The 21,770-nt window shown below is 65.2% G+C and carries 14 protein-coding genes; 9 read left to right on the top strand and 5 right to left on the bottom strand.

The window, feature by feature from the left end; translation table 11 throughout:
* The first annotated feature begins 38 nt into the window (after positions 1–38).
* A complete protein-coding gene (locus HWE04_RS03745) occupies positions 39–1,037 on the top strand; it encodes a 2-hydroxyacid dehydrogenase (protein ID WP_241811551.1) in 999 nt (332 codons plus the stop codon).
* Between the two features lie 12 nt (positions 1,038–1,049).
* Here HWE04_RS03745 and HWE04_RS03740 read toward each other — a convergent pair whose 3' ends face one another.
* The 3 genes from HWE04_RS03740 to hmpA all read right to left on the bottom strand — a co-directional run bounded on the left by HWE04_RS03740 (position 1,050) and on the right by hmpA (position 3,278).
* Positions 1,050–1,406: a hypothetical protein gene (locus tag HWE04_RS03740; RefSeq protein ID WP_006463847.1), complete on the bottom strand. Its 357-nt coding sequence runs from the start codon at positions 1,404–1,406 to the stop codon at positions 1,050–1,052.
* 201 nt (positions 1,407–1,607) lie between these two features.
* The gene (locus HWE04_RS03735; protein ID WP_241811550.1) at positions 1,608–2,015 is read right to left on the bottom strand and encodes a hemerythrin domain-containing protein; all 408 of its coding nucleotides are present in this window, start codon (positions 2,013–2,015) and stop codon (positions 1,608–1,610) included.
* Positions 2,016–2,084: 69 nt separating this feature from the next.
* Positions 2,085–3,278 (bottom strand): NO-inducible flavohemoprotein, encoded by a 1,194-nt coding sequence (gene hmpA / locus HWE04_RS03730; protein WP_241811549.1) that lies wholly within the window; start codon positions 3,276–3,278, stop codon positions 2,085–2,087.
* Between the two features lie 167 nt (positions 3,279–3,445).
* Between hmpA and norR the strand changes: the two genes are divergently transcribed.
* Positions 3,446–5,047 carry a nitric oxide reductase transcriptional regulator NorR gene (norR, locus tag HWE04_RS03725; RefSeq protein ID WP_241811548.1) on the top strand — a complete coding sequence of 534 codons (1,602 nt, stop codon included), beginning with the start codon at positions 3,446–3,448 and terminating at the stop codon, positions 5,045–5,047.
* A 158-nt stretch (positions 5,048–5,205) separates the two neighbouring features.
* Here the strand turns inward: norR and HWE04_RS03720 are convergent, their stop codons facing one another.
* Positions 5,206–5,388, bottom strand: coding sequence for a hypothetical protein (locus tag HWE04_RS03720; RefSeq protein WP_039875641.1), 183 nt, complete (start codon positions 5,386–5,388; stop codon positions 5,206–5,208).
* A gap of 444 nt (positions 5,389–5,832) precedes the next feature.
* Between HWE04_RS03720 and HWE04_RS03715 the strand changes: the two genes are divergently transcribed.
* The 7 genes from HWE04_RS03715 to treY all read left to right on the top strand — a co-directional run bounded on the left by HWE04_RS03715 (position 5,833) and on the right by treY (position 20,321).
* Positions 5,833–6,060, top strand: coding sequence for a dodecin (locus tag HWE04_RS03715; protein ID WP_006463842.1), 228 nt, complete (start codon positions 5,833–5,835; stop codon positions 6,058–6,060).
* Between the two features lie 613 nt (positions 6,061–6,673).
* Entirely contained in the window at positions 6,674–8,293 is a 1,620-nt protein-coding gene (gene glgA / locus HWE04_RS03710; protein WP_241811547.1) for a glycogen synthase GlgA, read from the top strand.
* Positions 8,294–8,476: 183 nt separating this feature from the next.
* Positions 8,477–10,900, top strand: coding sequence for a 1,4-alpha-glucan branching protein GlgB (glgB, locus tag HWE04_RS03705; protein ID WP_241811546.1), 2,424 nt, complete (start codon positions 8,477–8,479; stop codon positions 10,898–10,900).
* A gap of 1 nt (position 10,901) precedes the next feature.
* A complete protein-coding gene (gene glgX, locus HWE04_RS03700) occupies positions 10,902–13,163 on the top strand; it encodes a glycogen debranching protein GlgX (RefSeq protein WP_241811545.1) in 2,262 nt (753 codons plus the stop codon).
* Complete coding sequence (treZ, locus tag HWE04_RS03695; RefSeq protein ID WP_241811544.1) at positions 13,160–15,064, top strand: malto-oligosyltrehalose trehalohydrolase; 1,905 nt, start codon at positions 13,160–13,162, stop codon at positions 15,062–15,064. The genes glgX and treZ overlap by 4 nt, the downstream gene beginning before the upstream one ends.
* The gene (gene malQ / locus HWE04_RS03690; RefSeq protein ID WP_241811543.1) at positions 15,061–17,331 is read left to right on the top strand and encodes a 4-alpha-glucanotransferase; all 2,271 of its coding nucleotides are present in this window, start codon (positions 15,061–15,063) and stop codon (positions 17,329–17,331) included. The genes treZ and malQ overlap by 4 nt, the downstream gene beginning before the upstream one ends.
* The gene (gene treY / locus HWE04_RS03685; RefSeq protein ID WP_241811542.1) at positions 17,331–20,321 is read left to right on the top strand and encodes a malto-oligosyltrehalose synthase; all 2,991 of its coding nucleotides are present in this window, start codon (positions 17,331–17,333) and stop codon (positions 20,319–20,321) included. The genes malQ and treY overlap by 1 nt, the downstream gene beginning before the upstream one ends.
* 123 nt (positions 20,322–20,444) lie before the next feature.
* Here the strand turns inward: treY and HWE04_RS03680 are convergent.
* On the bottom strand, positions 20,445–21,770 hold a 1,326-nt coding region (locus tag HWE04_RS03680; RefSeq protein WP_274620041.1), incomplete at its 5' end, for a calcium-binding protein.

The following is a 21,770-nucleotide window of genomic DNA, read 5'->3' as shown; positions in this document are numbered from 1 at the left end:
CCACCGTTCCCGATCTCCACCCGTCTCGAAAGGTCTCCATGAAAACCGCCGTCTACAGTGCCCGCCGCTACGACCAGACCCTGCTCCTGCGTGCCAATGCCCAGTCTGGCGCGGGCCACGAGCTGGTGTTCCTGCAGGATCGGCTCGACAGCGATACCGCCCAACTGTGCAGCGGCTGCGAGGCGGTGGCGGCCTTCGTCAACGACGATCTCGGTGCACCCGTGCTGGAGCGTTTGGCGGCCCAGGGCATACGCTTTGTCACCACCCGCTCCACCGGCTTCAACCATATCGATATCCAGGCTGCGCGCCGGCTGGGCATCACGGTGGCGCGGGTGGCGGATTATTCACCTTATTCAGTGGCCGAGTTCGCGGTGGGTCTGCTGCTGGCGGTCAACCGCAAGATCGCCCGCGCCAGCATGCGCACGCGCGAAGGCAATTTCGAACTGGATGGATTGATGGGTTTCGACCTGCACGGCAAGACCGTGGGCGTGATCGGCACCGGCAAGATCGGCGCGCTGTTTGCCCGCATCATGGCCGGTTTCGGCTGCACCGTGCTGGGCAGCGACGTGCATCGCAATCCGGATTTCGAAGCACTGGGCGGCCGTTACGTGGAGCGCGAGGCCTTGTTCGCGGCCAGTGACGTGATCTCGCTGCATTGTCCGCTCACCGAGGCCACGCGCTATCTGGTCAATGCGCAGACCCTGGCGGTCACCAAGCCCGGCTGCATCCTGGTCAATACCAGCCGCGGCGCGCTGGTGGATACCGAGGCCGCCATCGCTGCCCTCAAGAGCGGCCAGCTGCGCGGCCTGGCCATCGATGTCTATGAGCAGGAGGCCAGCCTGTTCTTCCAGGACCTGTCCTCCACCATCATCACCGACGACGTGATCCAGCGCCTGGTGTCCTTTCCCAACGTGATCGTTACCGGTCACCAGGCCTTCTTCACCGAGGAAGCCATCGGTCAGATCATGCAGACCACCATCGACAACCTCAACGATTTCGCCGCCGGCGCCAGCCTCGGGGAACGCCTGGTGGCTTGAGCGGCGCTGCTTTCAACCTGCAGCGCCGCGGGTATTGAACAGCGAACCCAGTTGCTCGCCGATGCGCGGACGCAGGTGCTCGCGCACGCGATGGATGATCTCTTCGGCGTCGGCCGTGCCATAGGTCTGGGCCAGTTGCCGGTGCATGTCAAAGTGCAGGTAGAGCAGGCCACGCAGGCTCTGGAAGGCGGTGGGGTGGGACTGTCCGCAGATCTGCTCGTTGTTGTCCATCACCTGGTTGAGCACGCCCGGATCGAACAGCCGCACCTGGCAGATCACGGCGAAGCGCACGATCTCCAGGTCCAGGGCTTCCAGTTCCTGGGTCAGCTCATCGGGGGTGTGGCGCTCGGCGCTGAGTTTCTCGGACATGAATTCTTTCGGAGGAGGAGGGGCCTCCAGCTTAGCATTTGCTGCGTCGCGAAAAATTGTCGGAAATCAATCCTGCCTTGATAATCAGAGGTGATCAGGGCAATGGCGCTAGGATTTGGGCGAGAGAGTGGTAATTTTTTGCTGCATGGCAGCGAGGTTGGGCAATGGGCGACGCCGGCTGCCAGCGCCGCCCACTACAAGCTACGCCGCTTCCACCATGGGATAGAAGTCCCGGTTCTCACGGCCAATGCGGTCGAACAGCAGCTTCAACACCCGATTGGCATCGGCACGGAACAGTTCGGGTTGTTCCGCGATGCGCTGGGCGTCATTCCATTGGCGCGAAAACTGGGCGTATTGCGCCGAGATGTCCTGCATCTCCTCCTGATAATGCCTGGCCTTGGCGGCCAGTGCGGGCGACGCCTCCTGCATGGCGGGATAGAGGTAGCGGTCTTCCACCGACAGGTGCAGCTTGATGACCGAGCTCATCGCAATCACTTCGCGGGCGATGGAGGCAGCCTCTTCGGCGATGCCCTGCGAGCACAGGGCCTTGAGTTGTTGTACGTGGCCGATGATGTCGGCGTGTTCACGGCGGTATTTGTCCAGGTTCATATCGTTTCGCTCATGGGTGATGGAAGAACCCGCACCCGGCCAGGTCGGCCGGCTGCGGGGGCAGGGGCATTACTGCAGGGCGGCTGCGGGTCCGAAGAATTCGTAACGCGCCTGCGCCGCCGGTACGCCCAGTTCCTCCAGCGCCTGCCTGATGGCCTTCATGAAGGGCTTGGGGCCGACGAAGTAGGCGTCCACATCACGATCGGCCGGCAGCCACTGCTGCAATAGCGCGGCATCGATGAAGCCGTGGGCATGCGGCGCCACATCGCCGGCACGCTGGTTCTCGTAGCAGAAGCGCACCTGCAGCTGGGGATGGCGGGCAGCCAGTTCTTCCAGCGTACCGCGGAAGGCATGCACACCCGCATGACGGGCGGCGTGGATGAAGTGCACCGGGCGGCCGCTGGGCAGGGCCGCGACCAGCATGCTCATCATCGGCGTGATGCCGACGCCGCCGCTGATGAGCACCAGCGGCCTGGCGCTGGCGGCCAAGGTGAACTCGCCGGAGGGCGGGAACAGTTCCACCACCGATCCCACATGGATCTGGTCATGCAGATGGCGCGAGACCTTGCCCTTGGCTTCGCGCTTGACGCTGATGCGGTACTGCGCCGGCTGACCGTTCTGACGCAGCGGCGCCGACAGCGAATACTGGCGACGCTGCTCCTCCCCGTCGACCATCATGCGCAGGCCGATGTACTGGCCCGGTTCGAAGTCCAGCAGGCTGCCGCCATCCTGCGGCACGAAGTAGAAGGACGTGATTTCCTCGCTCTCGGCCACCTTGCGGCTGACCACGAAATGGCGGCCACCGCGCCAGCCACCGGGCGCTTCGGCCTTGCTGTCGTACTGCTGGCGCTCGGCGCCGATGAGGATATCGGCCAACTGCCCATAGGCCGCGCCCCAGGCGTCGATGACGGCATCGGTGGCGATATCCGCACCCAGCACTTCGCGGATGGCGCGCAGCAGGCAATCGCCCACCATCGGGTAGTGCTCGGGCATGACCTGCACGGCGACGTGCTTGTTGATGATCTGTGCCGCCAGGGGGCCCAGTTCTTCCAGGCGGTCGATGTGGCGGGCATACATCAGCACGCCGTTGGCCAGCGCCCGTGGCTGGTCGCCGCTGGCCTGGTGGGTGCGATTGAACAGGGGACGCACTTGCGGATAGTCACGCATGAGCATCTGGTAGAAGTGCGTGGTCAGGGCCTCGCCGCCCGATTCGAGCAGGGGGACGGTGGACTTGACGATGGCGAGTTGGGCTTCGGTCAGCATGCTGGGCCTTTCAGTGGTGGAGTGGAGGTGCCGGAGTACCGGTCTGCCCTGATGTATTACAAAAGCCGTGCCATCATCCCGCCCCAATAAAATCAATGACTTAGGAAATATCCATGTCATTTATACCTGTGTCATAATGACTTTAATTCACATTATCGGTAGTCAATATGACCTCAAAGGCCTTGCTGGATGCGCTGTTGCCGCTGGTGGCCGACCTCTCCCGGGAGATCGATGATCGGGAGCGCTATCGGCGCCTGCTGCAGACCTTGCGCACGCTCTTTCCCTGCGACGCGGCCGCGCTGCTGCGGCTGGAGGGCGAGGTGCTGGTACCGCTGGCCATCGACGGTCTTTCTGGCGACACCCTCGGGCGGCGCTTCCGGGTGGCAGATCATCCGCGCTTCGGCGTGCTGCTGGCCAATGTTGCACCGACGCGCTTCCCGGCCGATTCCAGCTTGCCCGACCCCTATGATGGGCTGGTCGACGGGCTCAACGACGCCCATTCCGGCCAGCTGGAAGTGCACGATTGCATGGGTTGCGCGCTGACCGTCAACGGCCGTCCCTGGGGCCTGGTCACGCTGGATGCGCTGGGGCCGGGGCGCTTCGACCGGGTCGACATGGCCTCGCTGCATGCCTTTGCCGCGCTGGCGGCCGCCACCGTCAACGTGGCCGAGCGCATCAGTGACCTCTCGCAAGCCGGAGAACAGGCGCGCCAGCGTGCCGAAGCCTATCGTCTCGGGCTGGAGGAAAGCCAGGGCAAGCGTGAACTGATTGGCCAGAGCCCGGCCCAGCGCCAGCTGATGGAAGAAATACGCATGGCCGCACCCAGCGACATGACGGTGTTGGTCAGCGGCGAAACCGGCACCGGCAAGGAGCTGGTGGCGCACGCCCTGCATGCCGCCTCGCCCCGCGCCCACAAGCCCATGATCAGCCTGAACTGCGCCGCCTTGCCCGACACTCTGGTCGAGAGCGAACTGTTCGGCCACGTCCGTGGCGCCTTCTCGGGCGCGGTGGCTGATCGTCGCGGCAAGTTCGAGATGGCCGATGGCGGCACGCTGTTCCTGGATGAAGTCGGCGAGTTGCCGCTGGCGGTGCAGGCCAAACTGCTGCGGGTACTGCAGAGCGGGCAATTGCAGCGGGTGGGATCGGACCGTGAACATCGGGTCGATGTACGCCTGATCGCCGCCACCAATCGCGACCTGGCCGAAGAGGTCAAGCGCGGTCACTTCCGCGCCGACTTCTATCACCGCCTGTCGGTCTTTCCCATCCGGGTGCCGCCGCTACGTGAGCGGGGTCGCGACGTGCTGCTGCTGGCCGGGTATTTCCTGGAGCAGAACCGCGCCAGACTGGGCCTGGCCAGCCTGCGGCTGTCCGCCGACGCCCAGCGCGCCCTGCAGGATTACCCATGGCCGGGCAACATCCGGGAGCTGGAACATCTGGTCGGCCGCTGTGCCTTGCGTGCCCTGGCAGCACAGCCGCAGCGTCCGTCCATCCTCACGCTGGACGCCGAGGCGCTGGACCTGCGCACACCGCTGGCGCTCGCGTCCGATGCAAGCGCGGCAATGGGGAATGCTGTCGCGGGAGTCAATCCGACCGGCGCCACGCCGGGGCCGCTCTCTCTGTCACTGCGCGATGCAGTGGAGCGCTACGAGCGCGAGCTGGTCGGTGCCAGCCTGGAGCGACACCAGGGCAACCTGGCGGCTGCCGCACGCGAGCTGGGGCTGGACCGGGCCAACCTGAGCCGACTGGCCCGCAGACTGGGATTGCGTTGATGGCTTCAGGAGGAACAGGGCCTGAGCATGAGAGCAGGGCGCCTGAGCCTGAGAGCGCAGGCACAGCAGTCGACACGCTCTAAAAAAATCGGCCAGTGCTCGCCGGGTAGAGACCCGTGAGCACTGGCCGCAGCGTCCTACCGACGACGCCGGGAAGTTCAGGCCTGTGGCCGTTCGCTGTCCAGTTCCGCCAGTTGCCCGCGAATGCGGAGGGCGGTCAGGTGGCGGGCGGCGGCGGCATCGTCGTTGACGTGTTGCAGGTCTTCCGGCGGTGCGCTGATCGCTTTGACGGGAGCCCCTTGCTGCGGGCTGCCTGGAATGCCAGGGTTGAGTTGCGACATGATGTTCTCCAAGGGATGAAAATCTTGTGCAGACCCGCGGCCGGCAGGGCCGACGGGCAGGGCTGCCAAATCCCGTCCGCAGGGGGCCGGCGCGGAAACATCGCGGCCGATATGTGAACGTTTTGGCAAGCCAGATGAATGCATATTAGCCGTTTTAGCTGCGCTGCAACAGGTGTTCGAGGACCTAAATTTTTGTAGGAAGTCGCGAAATGTTGGGGTGGGGCAAGGATAAGCACCTGCCATCCTCTTCGAATTTGCTGCGCAGCAATGCAAGGTGAGTTTCGGGCCCTCCATGCGCGAGCTTGCCGATTGGTACCCGAGTCCCGCTATCCCTGCGCATCGATTCCTACGCCAACTGGTGGCATTGGCCGATGCCGGTTGCCGGCATGAGCGGCTAGCCTTGCTGAATCGTCCATCCCCTCATACCTCATGCAAGGAGTCCCAATGAACGAGCGCAAGCACGACAATTCCAACACCTACAAGATCATAGAAGTCGTGGGCAGTTCGCCCAACAGCAGCGACGAGGCCATCCGCAATGCCCTGGCCGACGTCGTCAAGACCGTCAAGAACGTCGACTGGTTCGAGGTCACCCAATGCCGTGGCCATGTCGAAAATGGCAGCATCGGCCATTTCCAGGTCGGTCTGAAGATCGGCTTCCGGGTCGAGGCCTGATCCAGCCAGCCATGCCGTGGACTGCACGGCAGAGCTTGGGCGGCCCTTCCCACGGATGAGGGATACAGGGCCGCAATCGGGCTGGTCCCCATATAGCGAGGTTCAATTGGCGGCTTTCAGGCTCCTTTGGCTAAAGTGGGGGTTCATCACCGCGTGCAGCGGCGATACTCGCCACGGCAGCCACGGCAGCCACGCCAGCACCGCCACTTGAATCGCCGGCACTGCACCCTCTTCATCGTCAATTCGTCGTCAATTCGTCGTACTGCGGCCCGAGCTTCGTGGCCCGGTCGGCGTTTGCGTCTTCGTGCAGTGCGGTAGCAGGCCTCGTCACCAACACGGATTTCTGCCCAGCGTGCAGCTCCGGTTTTTTCGCCGCGCTGCAACAGTAGGATTCATCCTACGCGATCTCAGGCCGCTGTCCGATAGTGAGGGCTGATCCTGATCCGTATAACGTAATCATCGGCGCTCAAAAGTTTGTCCAGGCCAACATAACAACAAGGACATGTCTTCGCCCGGCCACCGGATCAAGCCCGGCCGAGGTGCAGATGCAATGCGATGCGACGAGCCAAGGGTGCTTTCCATCTCAGGTGCTTTCACACATTAGGGGTCCATCTTGCAAGCTCGAGTTCTGTTAGTCAGCTCGGAGGCCGTACCGCTCGTCAAGACCGGTGGCCTGGCCGACGTCATCACCGCTTTGGCGGTAGCGCTGCGCAAAGTCGGCATCGACGCCAGCATCCTCATGCCCGCCTATCCGGAGGCGGTGCGCAATCTCGGCGAGACGGTACAGATCGGTCTCAAGCATGGGCTGCCCGGCGGCGCCGGCCGGCTCCTGCGCGGCACGGTCCCCGGCACCGACGTGCCGGCACTGCTGCTCGATACCGCGCGTTTCCGCCAGCGCGGCGCCAACCCCTATCTCGATGCCGATGGCGTGGAGTTCAGCGACAACGCGCTGTGCTTCGCCGACCTCTCGCATGCGGCCGTGGCCATCTGCGCCGGCGAGACCAGCCTGCCGGCACCGCACGTGGTGCACGCCAATGATTGGCACGCCGGGCTGATTCCCTGCCTCCTGAAGCTGCGCGGGCTGGATCACATCGGTACCATGCTGACCATCCACAACCTGGCCTTCCAGGGCAATTTCGCGCTGAGCTCGGCCGAGCAGATCGGTATTCCCCAGCACCTGCTGACCGGCGATGGCGTGGAATACTGGGGCAAGCTGTCCTTCCTCAAGGCCGGCATCCGCTTCTCCGATTGCGTCTCCACCGTCAGCCGCAACTATGCCGAAGAGATCATGACCCCGCGCTTCGGCTGCGGCATGGACGGCATCCTGTCCTTCCGCAAGCTGGACCTGCGCGCCATCCCCAATGCCATTGACGCCGAGCTGTGGAACCCCGCCAACGATCCGCTGATCGCCCGCAATTTCAGCGTCGGCAACATGAAGGGCAAGTCTGCCTGCAAGCGCGACCTGCAAAAGCTGTTCGGCCTGCCGGTCGATCCCTTCGCCCCGGTGATGGGCCTGGGCAGCCGCATCTCGCACCAGAAGATGGCCGACGTCGTCATCGAGGCATTGCCGGGCATCATGGAGCGCCATCCGCGCCTGCAGGTGGTGGTGCTGGGCTGCGGCGACCATGACTACGAAGACGCCTTCCTGGCCCTCACCCGCCAGTATCCTGGCCGCATCGCCGTGCATATCGGCTATGACGAGCGGCGCGCCCATGCGCTGCATGCCGGCAGCGACATGCTGTTGCACCCGACCCGTTTCGAGCCCTTTGGCCTGACCCCGCTGTATGCCATGCGCTATGGCGCCATTCCCATCGGCTCCCGCGTGGGTGGTCTGGTCGATACCGTATGCGACGCCGATCTCGATCCGCAACGCGCCACCGGCGTGCTGTTCGAAGGCGAGCGCGTGGAAGACATGCAGCACGCCGTCGCCCGCGCCTTTGCGCTCTACAGCGACAACGAGCGCTGGCAGTCCATCCAGCGCAATGCCATGAGCATCGACTGCGACTGGGCCGGCCCCACCCGCGCCTACATCGACGCCTATGCCCACGTGGCGGACATGGCCGTGCGCCCACTGTTTGCCCCGCGTCCCTTGCCGGTGGAGCGGCCGGCCGCGCAGGTCGCCCAGGGCGCAGTTGCCCATGAGCGGGTGGCTGGCATGGTCAGTCCGGCAGCGGCCATTGCAGCGGCCCTGGCGGGTGTGGTTGCCGGAACTTCGGCCGTGGCGGCGGCCTGATTGCGTCGCTGCAGCCGTGGCAGCTGCGGCCGTCTTTTGACAATTTTCTTTCAAGCCCGACCGCGTCCCTGCATCCATCAGGGACGCGGCAGGGAAGGTGTTTGCCGGCGTGCCGCCACGCGGTGCGCCGGATGCTGACTATCGATATTTCGATCAACCCAGATAACAACAACAGGAGTGTGCATGTCCGGCATGTCTGTCATGGCGTATAGGGAATCCCTGGACTCCGCGGATTCGTCTTCCGACGCCAGCTCGGCGCCCCCCCATCATGCCCCCGGCGCAAGCCCGGAGCCGTCCCTTCCTCCCCTCGAAAAAACCGCGCTGTCCCTGTCCTTTGAAGAGCAGGGCCTGCTGGAAGCCCTGCTGGCAGGGCGCCTGAACCAGCCTTTCTGCCTGCTCGGCCCCCGCTATGCGCGCGAGGCCAGCGGCGTCAGCGCCATTCGTTGCTTCCACCCCGGTGCCGAAGCGGTCCGCGTGCGCTGCCGGCATAGCGGCGCCCTGTTGGGAGAACTGCAGCAATATCCGCTCAACGGTTCGCCCAGCGGCTTCTTCAGCGGTGTCGTCACCGGTCTGGAGCAGCGCCGCTACCAGGTCCCCTATGTGTTGGAAGTGGATTGGCATATCCCCGACGGCAACCGCAGCGTGCAGAGCACCGAAGACCCGTACGCCTTCGGCCTGTTGCTGGGCGAGCTGGACTTGCACTTGCTGCAGGAAGGTCGCCATCGTCAACTGGCCGATTGCCTGGGGGCGCGCCCGATGGAAATCGATGGCGTGCCCGGCACCCGCTTTGCCGTGTGGGCGCCCAATGCCGAGCGCGTCTCGGTGGTGGGCGACTTCAACCAGTGGGACGGGCGCCGCCACGTGATGCGCCTGCGCCATGAGCCCGGCGTGTGGGAGCTGTTCATCCCCCGTATCGGCCCTGGCGACGTCTACAAATACGAAATCCTCGGCCGGGACGGCGTACTGCTGCCGCTCAAGGCCGATCCGGTGGCGCGCGCGACCGAGCCGCCGCCGGCCACCGCCTCGGTGGTGGCCGATGCCCGTCCCTATGTCTGGCAGGACCAGCAGTGGATGGCCGAGCGTGCCCAGCGCCAGTCGCGCTCGGCGCCCATGTCCATCTACGAGGTGCATCCCGCCTCCTGGCGCCGCGTGCCTGAACAGGCGCATCGCAACCTCACCTGGGATGAGCTGGCCGATGAGCTGATCCCCTACGTGGTCGGCATGGGCTTCACCCATATCGAACTGATGCCGGTGATGGAACATCCCTTCGGTGGCTCCTGGGGCTACCAGCCGATCAGCATGTTCGCGCCCAGTGCCCGCTTCGGCAAACCGGAGCGCTTCGCCGCCTTCGTCGACCGTTGCCACCAGGCCGGCATCGGCGTGCTGCTGGACTGGGTGCCGGCGCATTTCCCCAGCGACCAGCATGGCCTGGCGCAGTTCGACGGCACCGCGTTGTACGAACACGCCGACCCCCGCGAAGGTTTCCACCAGGACTGGAATACCCTGATCTTCAACCTCGGCCGCAATGAGGTGCGTGGTTTCCTGATCGCCAGCGCCCTGGAGTGGCTGGAACACTTCCACGTCGACGGCCTGCGCGTGGACGCCGTGGCCTCCATGCTCTACCGCGACTACAGCCGCAAGTCCGGCGAATGGGTGCCCAACATCCATGGCGGACGCGAAAACCTGGAAGCCGTGGCCTTCCTGCGCGAGCTCAACACCGTCGTGACCCAGCGCTGCCCGGGCGCGCTGATGATTGCCGAGGAATCCACCTCCTGGCCGGGCGTGACCGCCGAAGTCAAGGACGAGGCCGATCATCACGGCCTGGGTTTCCACTACAAGTGGAACATGGGCTGGATGAACGACACCCTGCGCTACATGCAGCATGACCCGCTGTTCCGCCGCTATCACCACCACGACATGACCTTCGGTCTGCTCTACGGCTTCTCGGAAAACTTCATCCTGCCGATCTCGCATGACGAAGTGGTGCATGGCAAGCGCGCCTTGCTCAACAAGATGCCGGGCGACGAATGGCGCCGCTTCGCCAACGTGCGCGCCTACTATGGCTTCATGTGGACGCACCCGGGCAAGAAGCTGCTCTTCATGGGCAGTGAATTCGGCCAGCCCGACGAGTTCGACCACGACAAGTCGCCGTACTGGCACCTGCTGGACGAACATGGCGGCCACCCGGCCGGCCACCGCCAGCTGCGCCAGCTGGTCAGCGACCTGAACCATCTCTATTGCAGCGAACCGGCACTGCACCAGCGCGACTGCCGCGCCGACGGCTTCTCCTGGGCGGTCGGCGACGACAGCGTCAACAGCGTGCTGGCCTACTTCCGCTACGCCGACGAGGGACCGCCGGTGCTCATCGTGGTCAACCTGACCCCGGTGCCACGCACCCACTACCGCATTGGCGTGCCACCCATCGCACCGGGCCAGCCCGGTGTGTGGCGCGAAGTGCTCAATACCGATGCCGCCGTCTATGGCGGCAGCAACAGCGGCAACATGGGCCGGGTCGAGGTGCAGGACATGGGCTGGCATGGCCACCCCAACTCCATCGAACTGAACCTGCCGCCGCTGTCCACCCTGATCCTGCGTAGAGAGTCCTGAAATGAGTGTCGCCTTTCCTGATCGCCTGATGCCAGGCATGCCTTACCCCCTGGGCGCCAGCTCCGATGGCCTGGGGGTCAATTTTGCGGTGTTCTCGGCCAACGCCACCCGCATGGATCTCTGCCTGTTCGACCCTTCCGGCAAGCGCGAACTCAAGCGCATCCAGCTGCCCGAATGCACCGACGAGGTGTGGCACGGCTACCTGCCCGGTGCCGCCCCCGGCCTGGTCTACGGTTTCCGCGCCCATGGCCCCTACGAACCCAACAAGGGCCATCGCTTCAACCCCAACAAGCTGCTGCTGGACCCCTATGCCAAGCGCCTGGTGGGTCAGGTGCGCTGGACCGATGCGCTCTATGGCTACCGCCTGCATTCGGCCCGCGCCGACCTGTCCTTCGACCGGCGCGACAGCGCCGCGGCCATGCCCAAGGCCATGGTCACCGAAGACGCCTTCGTCTGGGAACATGACCGCCTGCCGCAGGTGCCGTGGAACAAGACCGTGATCTATGAGGCCCACGTCAAGGGCATCTCCAGGATGCGCGAAGACCTGCTGCCGCACGAACGCGGCACCTTCGCCGCGCTGTCCGATCCGGCCTTCATCGACCACTTGCTGCGCCTGGGCGTGACCACACTGGAACTGATGCCGGTGCATGCCTTCCTGCAGGACAGCTTCCTGGTCGAGCGTGGCCTGAGCAACTACTGGGGCTACAGCACGCTCTCGTATTTCGCGCCTGAGCCGTCCTACATGTCCATGGGCGACCCCAACGAACTGCGCATGGCCGTGCGACGCCTGCACAGCGCCGGTATCGAGGTCATCCTCGACGTCGTCTACAACCACACCAGCTGCGGCAGCGAACTGGGCCCCACGCTGTCCTTCCGGGGGCTGGATAATGCCAGCTACTTCCGCCTCATGCCCGGCCAGGAGCGCTATCACATCAATGACACCGGCTGTGGCAACACGTTGAACCTGTCACACCCTCGGGTGTTGCAGATGGTGCTGGATTCACTGCGCTACTGGGCGCAGTCCTTCCATATAGACGGCTTCCGCTTCGACCTCGGTTCCACCCTGGGACGCGAGCCGCATGGCTTCGACCCCGGTTCGGGCTTCTTCGATGCGCTGCTGCAGGACCCGGTGCTCTCGCGCCTGAAGCTCATTTCCGAACCCTGGGACATCGGCCCCGGCGGCTACCAGCTGGGCAACCATCCAGCCCGTTTCGGCGAATGGAACGACAAGTTCCGCGACGACATGCGCAAGTTCTGGAAGGGCGACGAGGCCATGCGCGGCGGCTTCGCCCAGCGCATGCTGGGTTCGGCCGAGCTGTTCGAACACCATCGCCGCAAGCCCTGGGCCAGCATCAACTTCATCGCCTCGCATGACGGCTTCACCCTGCGTGACCTGGTCAGCTACAACGGCAAGCACAACGAGGCCAATGGCGAGAACAACAACGACGGCCACAACGACAACGCCAGCTACAACTGGGGGGCCGAAGGCGAGACCGACGATGCCGCCATCCAGGCCACCCGCGCCAATGTGCAACGCTCCATGCTGGCCTCGACCCTGCTGGCGCAAGGCACGCCGATGCTGCTGGCCGGTGACGAATTCAACCGCAGCCAGGGCGGCAACAACAATGCCTACTGCCAGGACAATGAGATTTCCTGGATCAACTGGGAGCAGGCCCGCTCGCCCGAAGGCGCTGCGCTGACCGCCTTCGTGGGCCGCGTCACCGCCATCCGCCGCGACTTCGAGGTCCTGCGCGCCAGCTATTTCCTGCATGGTGCGCAGATGGTGGCCGACGGCCTGCCCGATGTGGCCTGGTTCGACGAGGCGGCGCACCCGGTCTCCAGCGAGGACTGGAACAATCCGGTGGCCCGCGCCATCACCTTGCAACTGGCCGGCAAGCGCCAGGAGGCGCACAAACAGCTGAGTTCGCGCATCCAGGATGCCGCCAATACCGATGCGCCCGGCGACATTCCCGAAGCCACCCCCGATGTGCTGATGATCTTCGTCAATGCCGGCCATGAGCCCATCGAGTTCCACTTCCCGCGCACCGAAGGCGAATACTGCCTGCTGCTGGACAGCGCCCAGCCCACCGGCATGCCGGAAGGCGAGGGTGCCGCAGCAAGGGTGCAGGGCAGCGCCACGGTGCAGGTACAGGCCCACAGCCTGCAGGTGTTCGCCAACCGGCCGCTGCACCTGTCCTCGGCCATCTATCCACTGGCGGCCAATGAATGGATTGCCCGCAATGAATGGGGAGAGCGCGCATGACGGCCCGCTTTTCGCTGCCGCTGCCTTTTGGCGCCCAGGTCACGGCGCCTGGCCAGGTGCGTTTTCGCATCTGGGCACCTGGCGCCGATGCCGCTGCGGTGGAGATCACCGGAGGCGGCCGCCTGCCGATGTCACCCGATTCCGCGGCGCCGGGCTGGTACCTGCTGGACACCGCCTGCGAACCCGGCACCCTCTATCGCTATGTCCTGCACTCAAAGGTGGAGGGTGAAGTCACCGTCCCCGATCCGGCCTCGCGCGGGCAGGCCGGGGACGTCTTCGATCCCAGCGTGGTGGTGGATGCCCACGCCTACCAATGGCAATACCCGCACTGGCAAGGCCGGCCCTGGGAAGAAACGGTGCTTTACGAGCTCCATCCCGGCGCCATGGGTGGCTTTGCCGGCATCCAGCAGCGCCTGGCGGAACTGGCCGAGCTGGGCATCACCGCCATCGAACTGATGCCGGTGGCCGAATTCCCCGGCGCCCACAACTGGGGGTATGACGGCGTGCTGCCCTTCGCCCCGGACGCCAGCTATGGCACGCCCGAACAACTCAAGGCGCTCATCGATACCGCGCATGGCCTGGGGATGATGGTGTTCCTCGATGTGGTGTACAACCACTTCGGCCCGGCCGGCAACTATCTCAACAGCTATGCTCCGGAGTTCTTCCGGCACGACAGCAACACCCTGTGGGGGGCGACCATCGATTTCCGGCGCCCCGAGGTGGCCGATTTCTTCACCCTCAATGCCCTCTACTGGCTGCAGGAATACCGCTTCGACGGCCTGCGCCTGGATGCCGTGCACGCCATCTGCGAGCCGGACTGGCTGGTCAGCCTGGGTCACCGTATCCGCCAGGAGATCGGCACCGAACGTCATGTCCACCTGGTGCTGGAACACGACGGCAATGCCGCCCATCTGCTGGGCTATGGTGGCCAGGGCGAACAGGTTGCCGATCCCGATCAGGGCGAAGTGCGGCCGCGTACCAGCCATGTCTACGATGCCCAATGGAATGACGACGCACACCATGTCCTGCACGTGCTGTTGACCGGTGAAGACGGCGGCTACTACAGCGCCTACGCTGAACAGCCGGCCGAGAAACTGGCACGCTGCCTGCAGCAGGGCTTCGTCTACCAGGGCGAGGTCTCTCCGTACTCCGGTGAGCCTCGCGGCGAACCCAGCGCCGAGCTCCCGCCCACGGCCTTCGTCAACTTCTTGCAGAACCACGACCAGATCGGCAACCGCGCCTTCGGTGAACGGCTCACCGTACTGGCCCATCCGCTGGCCCTGCATGCCGCACAGGCCCTGATCCTGCTGGCGCCGCAAGTGCCGATGCTGTTCATGGGCGAGGAATTCTGTGCCGTGCAGCCATTCCTGTACTTCACCAGCCATCAGGACGAGGCCCTGGCCACGGCCGTGCGGGAAGGGCGGCGACGCGAGTTTTCCCGCTTCCCGCAGTTCGCCGATCCGCAGTTGCTGGAGCAGATTCCCGATCCCAACAGCTTCGCCACCTTCGTCTCATCCATCCCCGAGCCGGGTCCGGCACCGGGTTCGGCGGCCTGCCTGCGCCGTGTGGCCGAGCTGCTGCATATCCGCAAGCTGCATATCGCACCCTACCTGCGCGGCGCGCGCGCGCTGGAGGCCCGTGCCATCGGTCCCAAGGCGGTGCAGGCGCGCTGGCGCCTGTCCAACGGCAGCGTGCTCAACATCACGGTCAACCTGGATGAGCAGCCGCTGCAGGAGTCGCTGGAACAACTGGCCCATCCGGCTGGCGCCGATGTGCTCTTCGACAGTGGTGCCGTGCTGGAAACCCTGGCCGAGGGCACATTCCCGCCGCACGCCATCCTGGCCCTGCGTGAACCGGCCTCGGACACGATGTCGACCCAGCCTATCGGGAGACCGACATGAGCAGCACTCTCATGCGCGAAGCCGCGCCATCCCGAATGTCAGCTCCCGTGCCCCGCCCGGCCACCCAGGAAAGCGATCTCTATCGCCTGGCACGCAAGGCCGGCATCGCCGTCCAATGGACCGATGCCTACGACCAGCCGCAGGTGGTGCAGGAAGACGCGCTGCGCGCCATCCTGGCCGCACTGGGCTTGCCCTGTGCCACCCCCGGCGACTGTCGCGACAGCCTGGCCGAGCTGGATCGTCAGCAGGCGGTCGGCTACCTGCCACCGCTGCTGACCGGGGTGCTGCACCAGCCGGTGGCGCTGCCCATGCATTCGCGCCTGCACGGCCTGTCATGCCGCGTGGAGCTGGAAAACGGCGCACGCCTGATGCTGCTGATTTCCTCCGACCTGAACCGCCCGCCGACCTTGCCGCCCATCGAGGTGCCCGGTTATCACCGTCTGCTGGTGGCCGGCCATATCCTCACGCTGGCCATCGCCCCCGCGCGCTGCTACACCATTGCCGACGCCCTGGCCGACCGTGGCAGCGAGCGCGGCTGGGCACTGGCGGCCCAGGTCTATGGTCTGCGCAGCGACAGCCTGAACCCGGCCCGCACCATCTACGGCGACGGCGGCATCGGGCATTTCGGCGCGCTCAAGGCGCTGGCACCGATGGCAGCCGAGTACGGCGCGGCAGCGCTGGCGATGTCGCCACTGCACGCCATGTTTGCCGCCGACCCCGGTCGCAGCAGCCCCTATTCGCCTTCCAGCCGGCTGTTCCTCAACCCCTTCCTGATCGACCCTGCCGGCATTCTCGGCGAAGAGGCCCAGGCCCAGGTGCTGGCCGAGGGGGGATCGGAAATGATCGCCGCCCATGAGCGCCTGCAGCAGGCCAGCCTGATCGACTGGCAGCGTGCCGGTGCGCATCGCCTGACGTTGCTGCGCCGCCTGTACGCCTTATTCCGTACCGAACAGGCGGGGCAGGGACAGCACGCACACCATCAGGCCGCTTTCAAGGCCTTCCAGAGTGCCGGGGGCGCGGCCCTGCATGCGCATGCGCTGTATGAGGCCTATAGCCACCACCTGGCCGCGCAAGGCGTGGCCGGCAGTTGCGACTGGCGCCAATGGGGCCAGGCTGGCCTGCATCCGGAGACCCCCGAGATGCGCGCCTTCGCCGAGCAGCATGCCGGCGAGATCGATTTCCACCTGTTCCTGCAATGGCAGGCGGCGCATCAACTGGGCCAGGCCCAGCAGGCCGCCCGCGATGCCGGCATGCCCATCGGCCTGATCGCCGACCTCGCCGTCGGTGCCGACAATGGCGGCAGCCAGGCCTGGAGCCATCAGGCCGAGATCGCCGCCGGCCTGACCGTGGGCGCGCCGCCGGACCGCCTGGCCCCGCAAGGCCAGAACTGGGGGCTGGGCGCGTTCTCGCCACTGGCCCTGCGCCGCACCGGCTACCAGGGCTACCTGGCGATGCTGCGCGCCTGCTTCGCCCAGGGCGGCGGCGTGCGTATCGACCACGTGCTTGGCTTGAACCGCCTCTGGCTGGTGCCGCAAGGACTGGACGCCGATGCCGGTGCCTACGTCAGCTATCCGCAGCAGGACCTGCTGCGCCTGATTGCGCTGGAATCCTGGCGCCACCGCGCCGTGGTCATCGGCGAAGACCTCGGCACCGTGCCGCCCGGCTTCGACCAGGCACTGGATACGGCGGGCGTGGCGGGCATCCGCGTGCTCTGGTTCCAGCGTGACAAAACCGGCTTCCTGCCGCCGGCCGACTGGTCGGATCAGGCCATTGCCGTGACGACCACGCACGACCTGCCCACCGTGGCCGGATGGTGGTCCGGTGCCGACATCGCCTGGCGCGACCGCCTCGGCCATCTGGATGAAGGCGTGACCGCCGCGCAGGAACAGCGCAGCCAGGACCGCCGCCAGCTGTGGCACAGCCTGGTCGAGCAGGGACGGGCCAGCGGCCCCTTGCCAGAGGTGGCACAGGCCCTCGTCGAGGAGGTGTCTGAAGAACACCATCCCGCCACCCTGGAAGACTGCGCCATCGCCGTCGACGCCGCACTGGACATGGTGGCTGCCACGCCCTCGCCGCTGGCCGTGGTACCGGTGGAAGACATCCTCGGCCTGAGCCAGCAACCCAATCTGCCCGGCCTGACCGACCCCCACCCCAACTGGCGCCGCCGCCTGCCGGCCGATACGCCACAGCTGTTTGCCGCCTATGCCGCCCGGGCCAGGCTGGAACGCCTGCGCCGCGTGCGCGGCTGCGGCCCCAAGGAGACCTGATGCCCGACCCGACCGCACCCCATCCGCATGGTGAGCGCAGTGACCGCCGTGAGCGCAGTGACCGCAATGACATCCCGCGCGCCACCGCCCGTCTGCAGCTGCATCGCGATTTCCGTTTCGAACATGCCGCCGAGGTGGTGGATTACTACCATCGCCTGGGCGTCAGCCATTACTACCTGTCACCCATCCTGGTCGCCCGTCCCGGTTCCACCCATGGATACGACGTGGCGGACGCCACCCGCATCAACCCCGAACTGGGCGGCGAGAAGGGCCTGCGCCAGCTGTGCCAGCGCCTGCATGCCAAGGGCATGGGGGTGATCGTCGACATCGTCCCCAATCACATGGCCGTGGGCCAACACAATGCCTGGTGGCAGGATGTGCTGCGCTGGGGCCGTCACAGCCACCACGCCGACTGGTTTGACATCGAGTGGGACAGTGCCGACCCGGCCCTGGCCGGCAAGGTCCTGCTGCCTTTCCTCGGCCAGCCCTATGCCGAGGCACTGGAAGCCGGCGAACTGGTGCTACGCCTGGATACCGAACGGGGCGAGCTCTATGTGGCGCACCACGACAACGTCTTCCCCCTGGCCATGCAAGACCACGCGGTGGTGCTGGAGACCGCCGGCAGCCCACGCCTGGCGGAGCTCATCAGCGCCTTCCAGGCGGTCGAAGCCGGTCACCCCGAGCAGTACCGCCAGGCAGCGGAGGCCTGCAATCTGATGCGCAGCCTGGCCGCCGACCCCGATGTGCTGGCCGATATCGACGCCGCCCTGGCAGCCTTCTCCGCCGTGCAGCCGCATGGACGTAGCGCCATGCACGAACTGCTGGAATGCCAGCATTACCGCCTGGCCTACTGGCGCAATGCGGCTGACGAAATCAACTGGCGCCGCTTCTTCGAAGTCAGCGAACTGGTCGGCATGCGGGTCGAACGCGAGGATGTGTTCGAGGCCATGCACGCCGAGATATTCCGCCTCTATGGGGAAGGTCTCATCGACGGCCTGCGCCTGGACCACATCGACGGCCTGACCGACCCGGCCGCCTATTGCCAGCGCCTGCGTGCGCGTCTGCGCAGCCTGCGACCCGACCATGAACCCTATCTGATCGCCGAAAAAATCCTGGCCGGCGACGAGATGTTGCCGCCCGGCTGGGCGCTCGATGGCAGCACCGGCTATGAATTCATGGACCAGTGCGCCGCCGTCCTGCACGACGGCGAAGGCGAACCGGTGCTGGACGAACTGTGGCGCGACATCGTTGGCGAAGTCACGCCGACGGTGGATCACATGCAGGGCCATGCGGCGGGCGAACTCAGCCATTTCCCGACCATCGTGCAGCAGGCGCGCCGCAGTTTTCTGGTGCGCAATTTCGCCGCCGAATTCAATGCCCTCACGCACTGCCTGCACCAGCTCGCCCGCACCGCCACGCAGACCCGCGACCTGACACTGATGTCCATCCGTCGCTGCGTGGCCGAATTGCTGGTGCATTTCCCGGTCTATCGCACCTACGCCAACGCCGAAGGCATGCCCGCCCTGGACCGTGAACTGCTGGCCCGCACCGCCCGCACCGCAGCGGCTACCCTGCATGCTGCCGATCAGCCGACCCTGCACGTGGTGGAAGGCTGGCTGGGTGGGGATCTGCTGCTCAATACCAGCGACGCCCGCCGCCGCGCATTGCAACTGCGCGCCATCGCCCGCTTCCAGCAACTGACGCCGCCGCTGACGGCCAAGTCCATGGAAGACACCGCCTTCTATCGCTATGGGCGCCTGCTGTCGCGCAACGAAGTGGGCGCCGAACCGGCCCACCTCTCGCTCTCCGTGGCGCACTTCCACCAGCTGGCTGCGCGCCGCGCCGAACAGACGCCCTACAGCCTCCTGGCCACCGGTACGCACGACCACAAGCGCGGCGAAGATGCCCGCATGCGCCTGGCCGCACTCTCCGAGATCGCCGAGGAATGGGCCACCGTACTGCGCCACTGGCATCAACTCAATGCCCCCATCGTCGCGGCCACCGCCGGCCCGCAGGGCGGCATCGACGCCGTCGACGAAAGCATGCTCTACCAGACGCTGGTAGGTGCCTGGCCCGATGGCATGCGTGCCGGCGACGACGACTTGAGCGCCCTGGGCCAACTGGCCGAACGCGTCATCGAATGGCAGCGCAAGGCCCTGCGCGAAGCCAAGCGGCGCAGCGACTGGGTGGCGCCCCAGCACGACTATGAAGACGCCTGCGAACGCTTCACCCGCGCCTTGCTGTGCGACCCCGGACTGGACCCGCGCCATCATTCCTTCCTCACCGAGCTGGAAGACTTCGTACGTCGCCTGGGACCGCTGGGTGCCATCAATAGCCTGTCGCAGACCATGCTCAAGCTGGCCAGCCCAGGGGTGCCGGACTTCTACCAGGGTAGCGAGCTCTGGGACCTGAGCATGGTCGACCCCGACAATCGCCGACCGGTGGACTTCGCCCTGCGCGCGCGTCGCCTGGACGAAGCCACCAGCCGCCCGGTCTCCCTGCGCGAATGGCAGAGCGGCGCCGCCAAGCAGCAACTGATCCATGCGGTGCTGCAGTACCGGCGCCGCCATGCGCCACTCTTCGCCGATGGTGGATACATCCCCCTCACGGCCCATGGCAAGCTGGCGCGCCACGTCATCGCCTTTGCCAGATTGCTGCCGGTGGAGCAGGGCGATGAAACGCAGGGCCTGCAGGCGGTGGTCGTCATCTGTACCCGACTGGCGGGCCACCTGCTGTCCTTCGAAGGACGTCGTGAAGAAGCCTTGCCGTTGATCTCTGCCCAGGCCTGGGGCGATACCAGCATCGCGCTCCCGCAGTCACTGTCGCATGTGGCCGGGCAGGGCATGCGACTCTGGCGCAGCGTGCTCACCAGCGGCCAGGGTCAGCTGGAGGAATGCGCCATGCCTGATGGCGAACGGGGTGGCAGCATCGCCGTGGCGGAGATTCTGGGGAGTTTGCCGGTGGAGATGCTGGAGTTGCATCTGGAGTGAGGGAAGGCGGGGCGCCTTCCCTCAAAGCAGCCCGGGGTCGACGATGCCCGGGTCTGTAGTCATGCTGAGCGCCATGGCAGGCAGCGACCGATCTTTCTGCCAGTTTTTTGCTGCCGGTGGTTCTTATGCCGCTAGTACGGCGGTGCTGAATGACAGGGTGCTAATGCCGCTCACCGGCTGAATCAGTCGTTCCAGGTCAGTATTGAGGATGGTGACATTGTCGGCAGTACTGATTCGCTCGATCTGGTAGGCGCTGCCGAGATACCAGTTTTCGATGATCGTCTTGTCTCCAGTGCCGCTCACCGAAATCTCCAGATTATTGCCGACATGACTGAAGCTCAAGCGCTTACTGGTAATGCCGGCGCCGAAATTGAGCGTGTCGATGTTGGCGGGATTGTAATCATCGTTGCTGATGGTATCGACGCCATCGCCCAGATTGAAGACGTAGATGTCGTTTCCTGCGCCAGCACTGAGGTAATCATTGCCTTTGCCGCCGGACAGCGTATCCGCGCCGTCGCCACCAATGAGCGCGTCACTGCCATTGCCGCCGAAGAGGGTGTCGTTGCCGGCGTAGCCGTAAAGGTTGTCGTTGCCATCGCCGCCGTCGATGGTGTCTGCAATTTGGCCGCCGTAGAGAAAATCATTTCCTACCAAGCCAAACATGCGATTGCTCTGGTCCGCGAATCCTGTCCAGTTTTCGTTTTCGGCAGTGCCGGTCTGGGTCAGGCGGGACGCCAGGCTGGAATAGGACCAGGTCGTGCCACCATCGAAGGCGATCTTTTCGATGTGGTAATTAGCGGACGAAAAATAATGCTCGATGGTGATGGCATCACTTCCCCAGGTCAGCGTCAGATGGTTACCGGATCGCGTCAGGACGGTCTCTGCCGCGCTGATGCCTTTGCCGAGTCGGATGGTGTCAATATTGCCAGCAGTGCTGTCGGAGTCGTTGATAGTATCGGCACCATCCCCCCGATTGAAGACATAGACGTCGTTGCCTGCATCACCGCTCAGATAATCGCTGTCCTTGCCGCCGATCAGCGTATCGTTCCCGTTGCCGCCACGGAGCGAATCGTATCCATTGCCGCCGATGAGCGTGTCATTGCCACCATTGCCTGAGAGACCGTCATTGCCGTCGCCGCCGTCGATGGTGTCTGCAAGTTGGCCGCCATAGAGCAAATCATTTCCTGCCAAGCCAACCATGCGATTGCTCTGGTCAAAGAATCCTGTCCAGTTTTCGTTTTCGGCAGTGCCGGTCTGGGTCAGGCGGGACGCCAGGTTGGCATAGGCCCAGGTCGTGCCATCATCGAAGGCGATCTTTTCGATGTGGTAACTGATAGACGAAAAATAATACTCGATGGTGATGGCATCAGTCCCCCAGGTCAACGTCAGATGGTCACCGGATCGTGTCAGTACAGTGTCTGCCGCCTTGATGCCTTTGCCGAGTCGGAT

The organism is Herbaspirillum sp. C7C2, assembly GCF_022627865.1.
In the GTDB taxonomy this organism is placed as follows: Bacteria; Pseudomonadota; Gammaproteobacteria; order Burkholderiales; family Burkholderiaceae_D; genus Herbaspirillum; species Herbaspirillum frisingense.
This window is presented reverse-complemented; position numbering and strand designations above follow the sequence as displayed.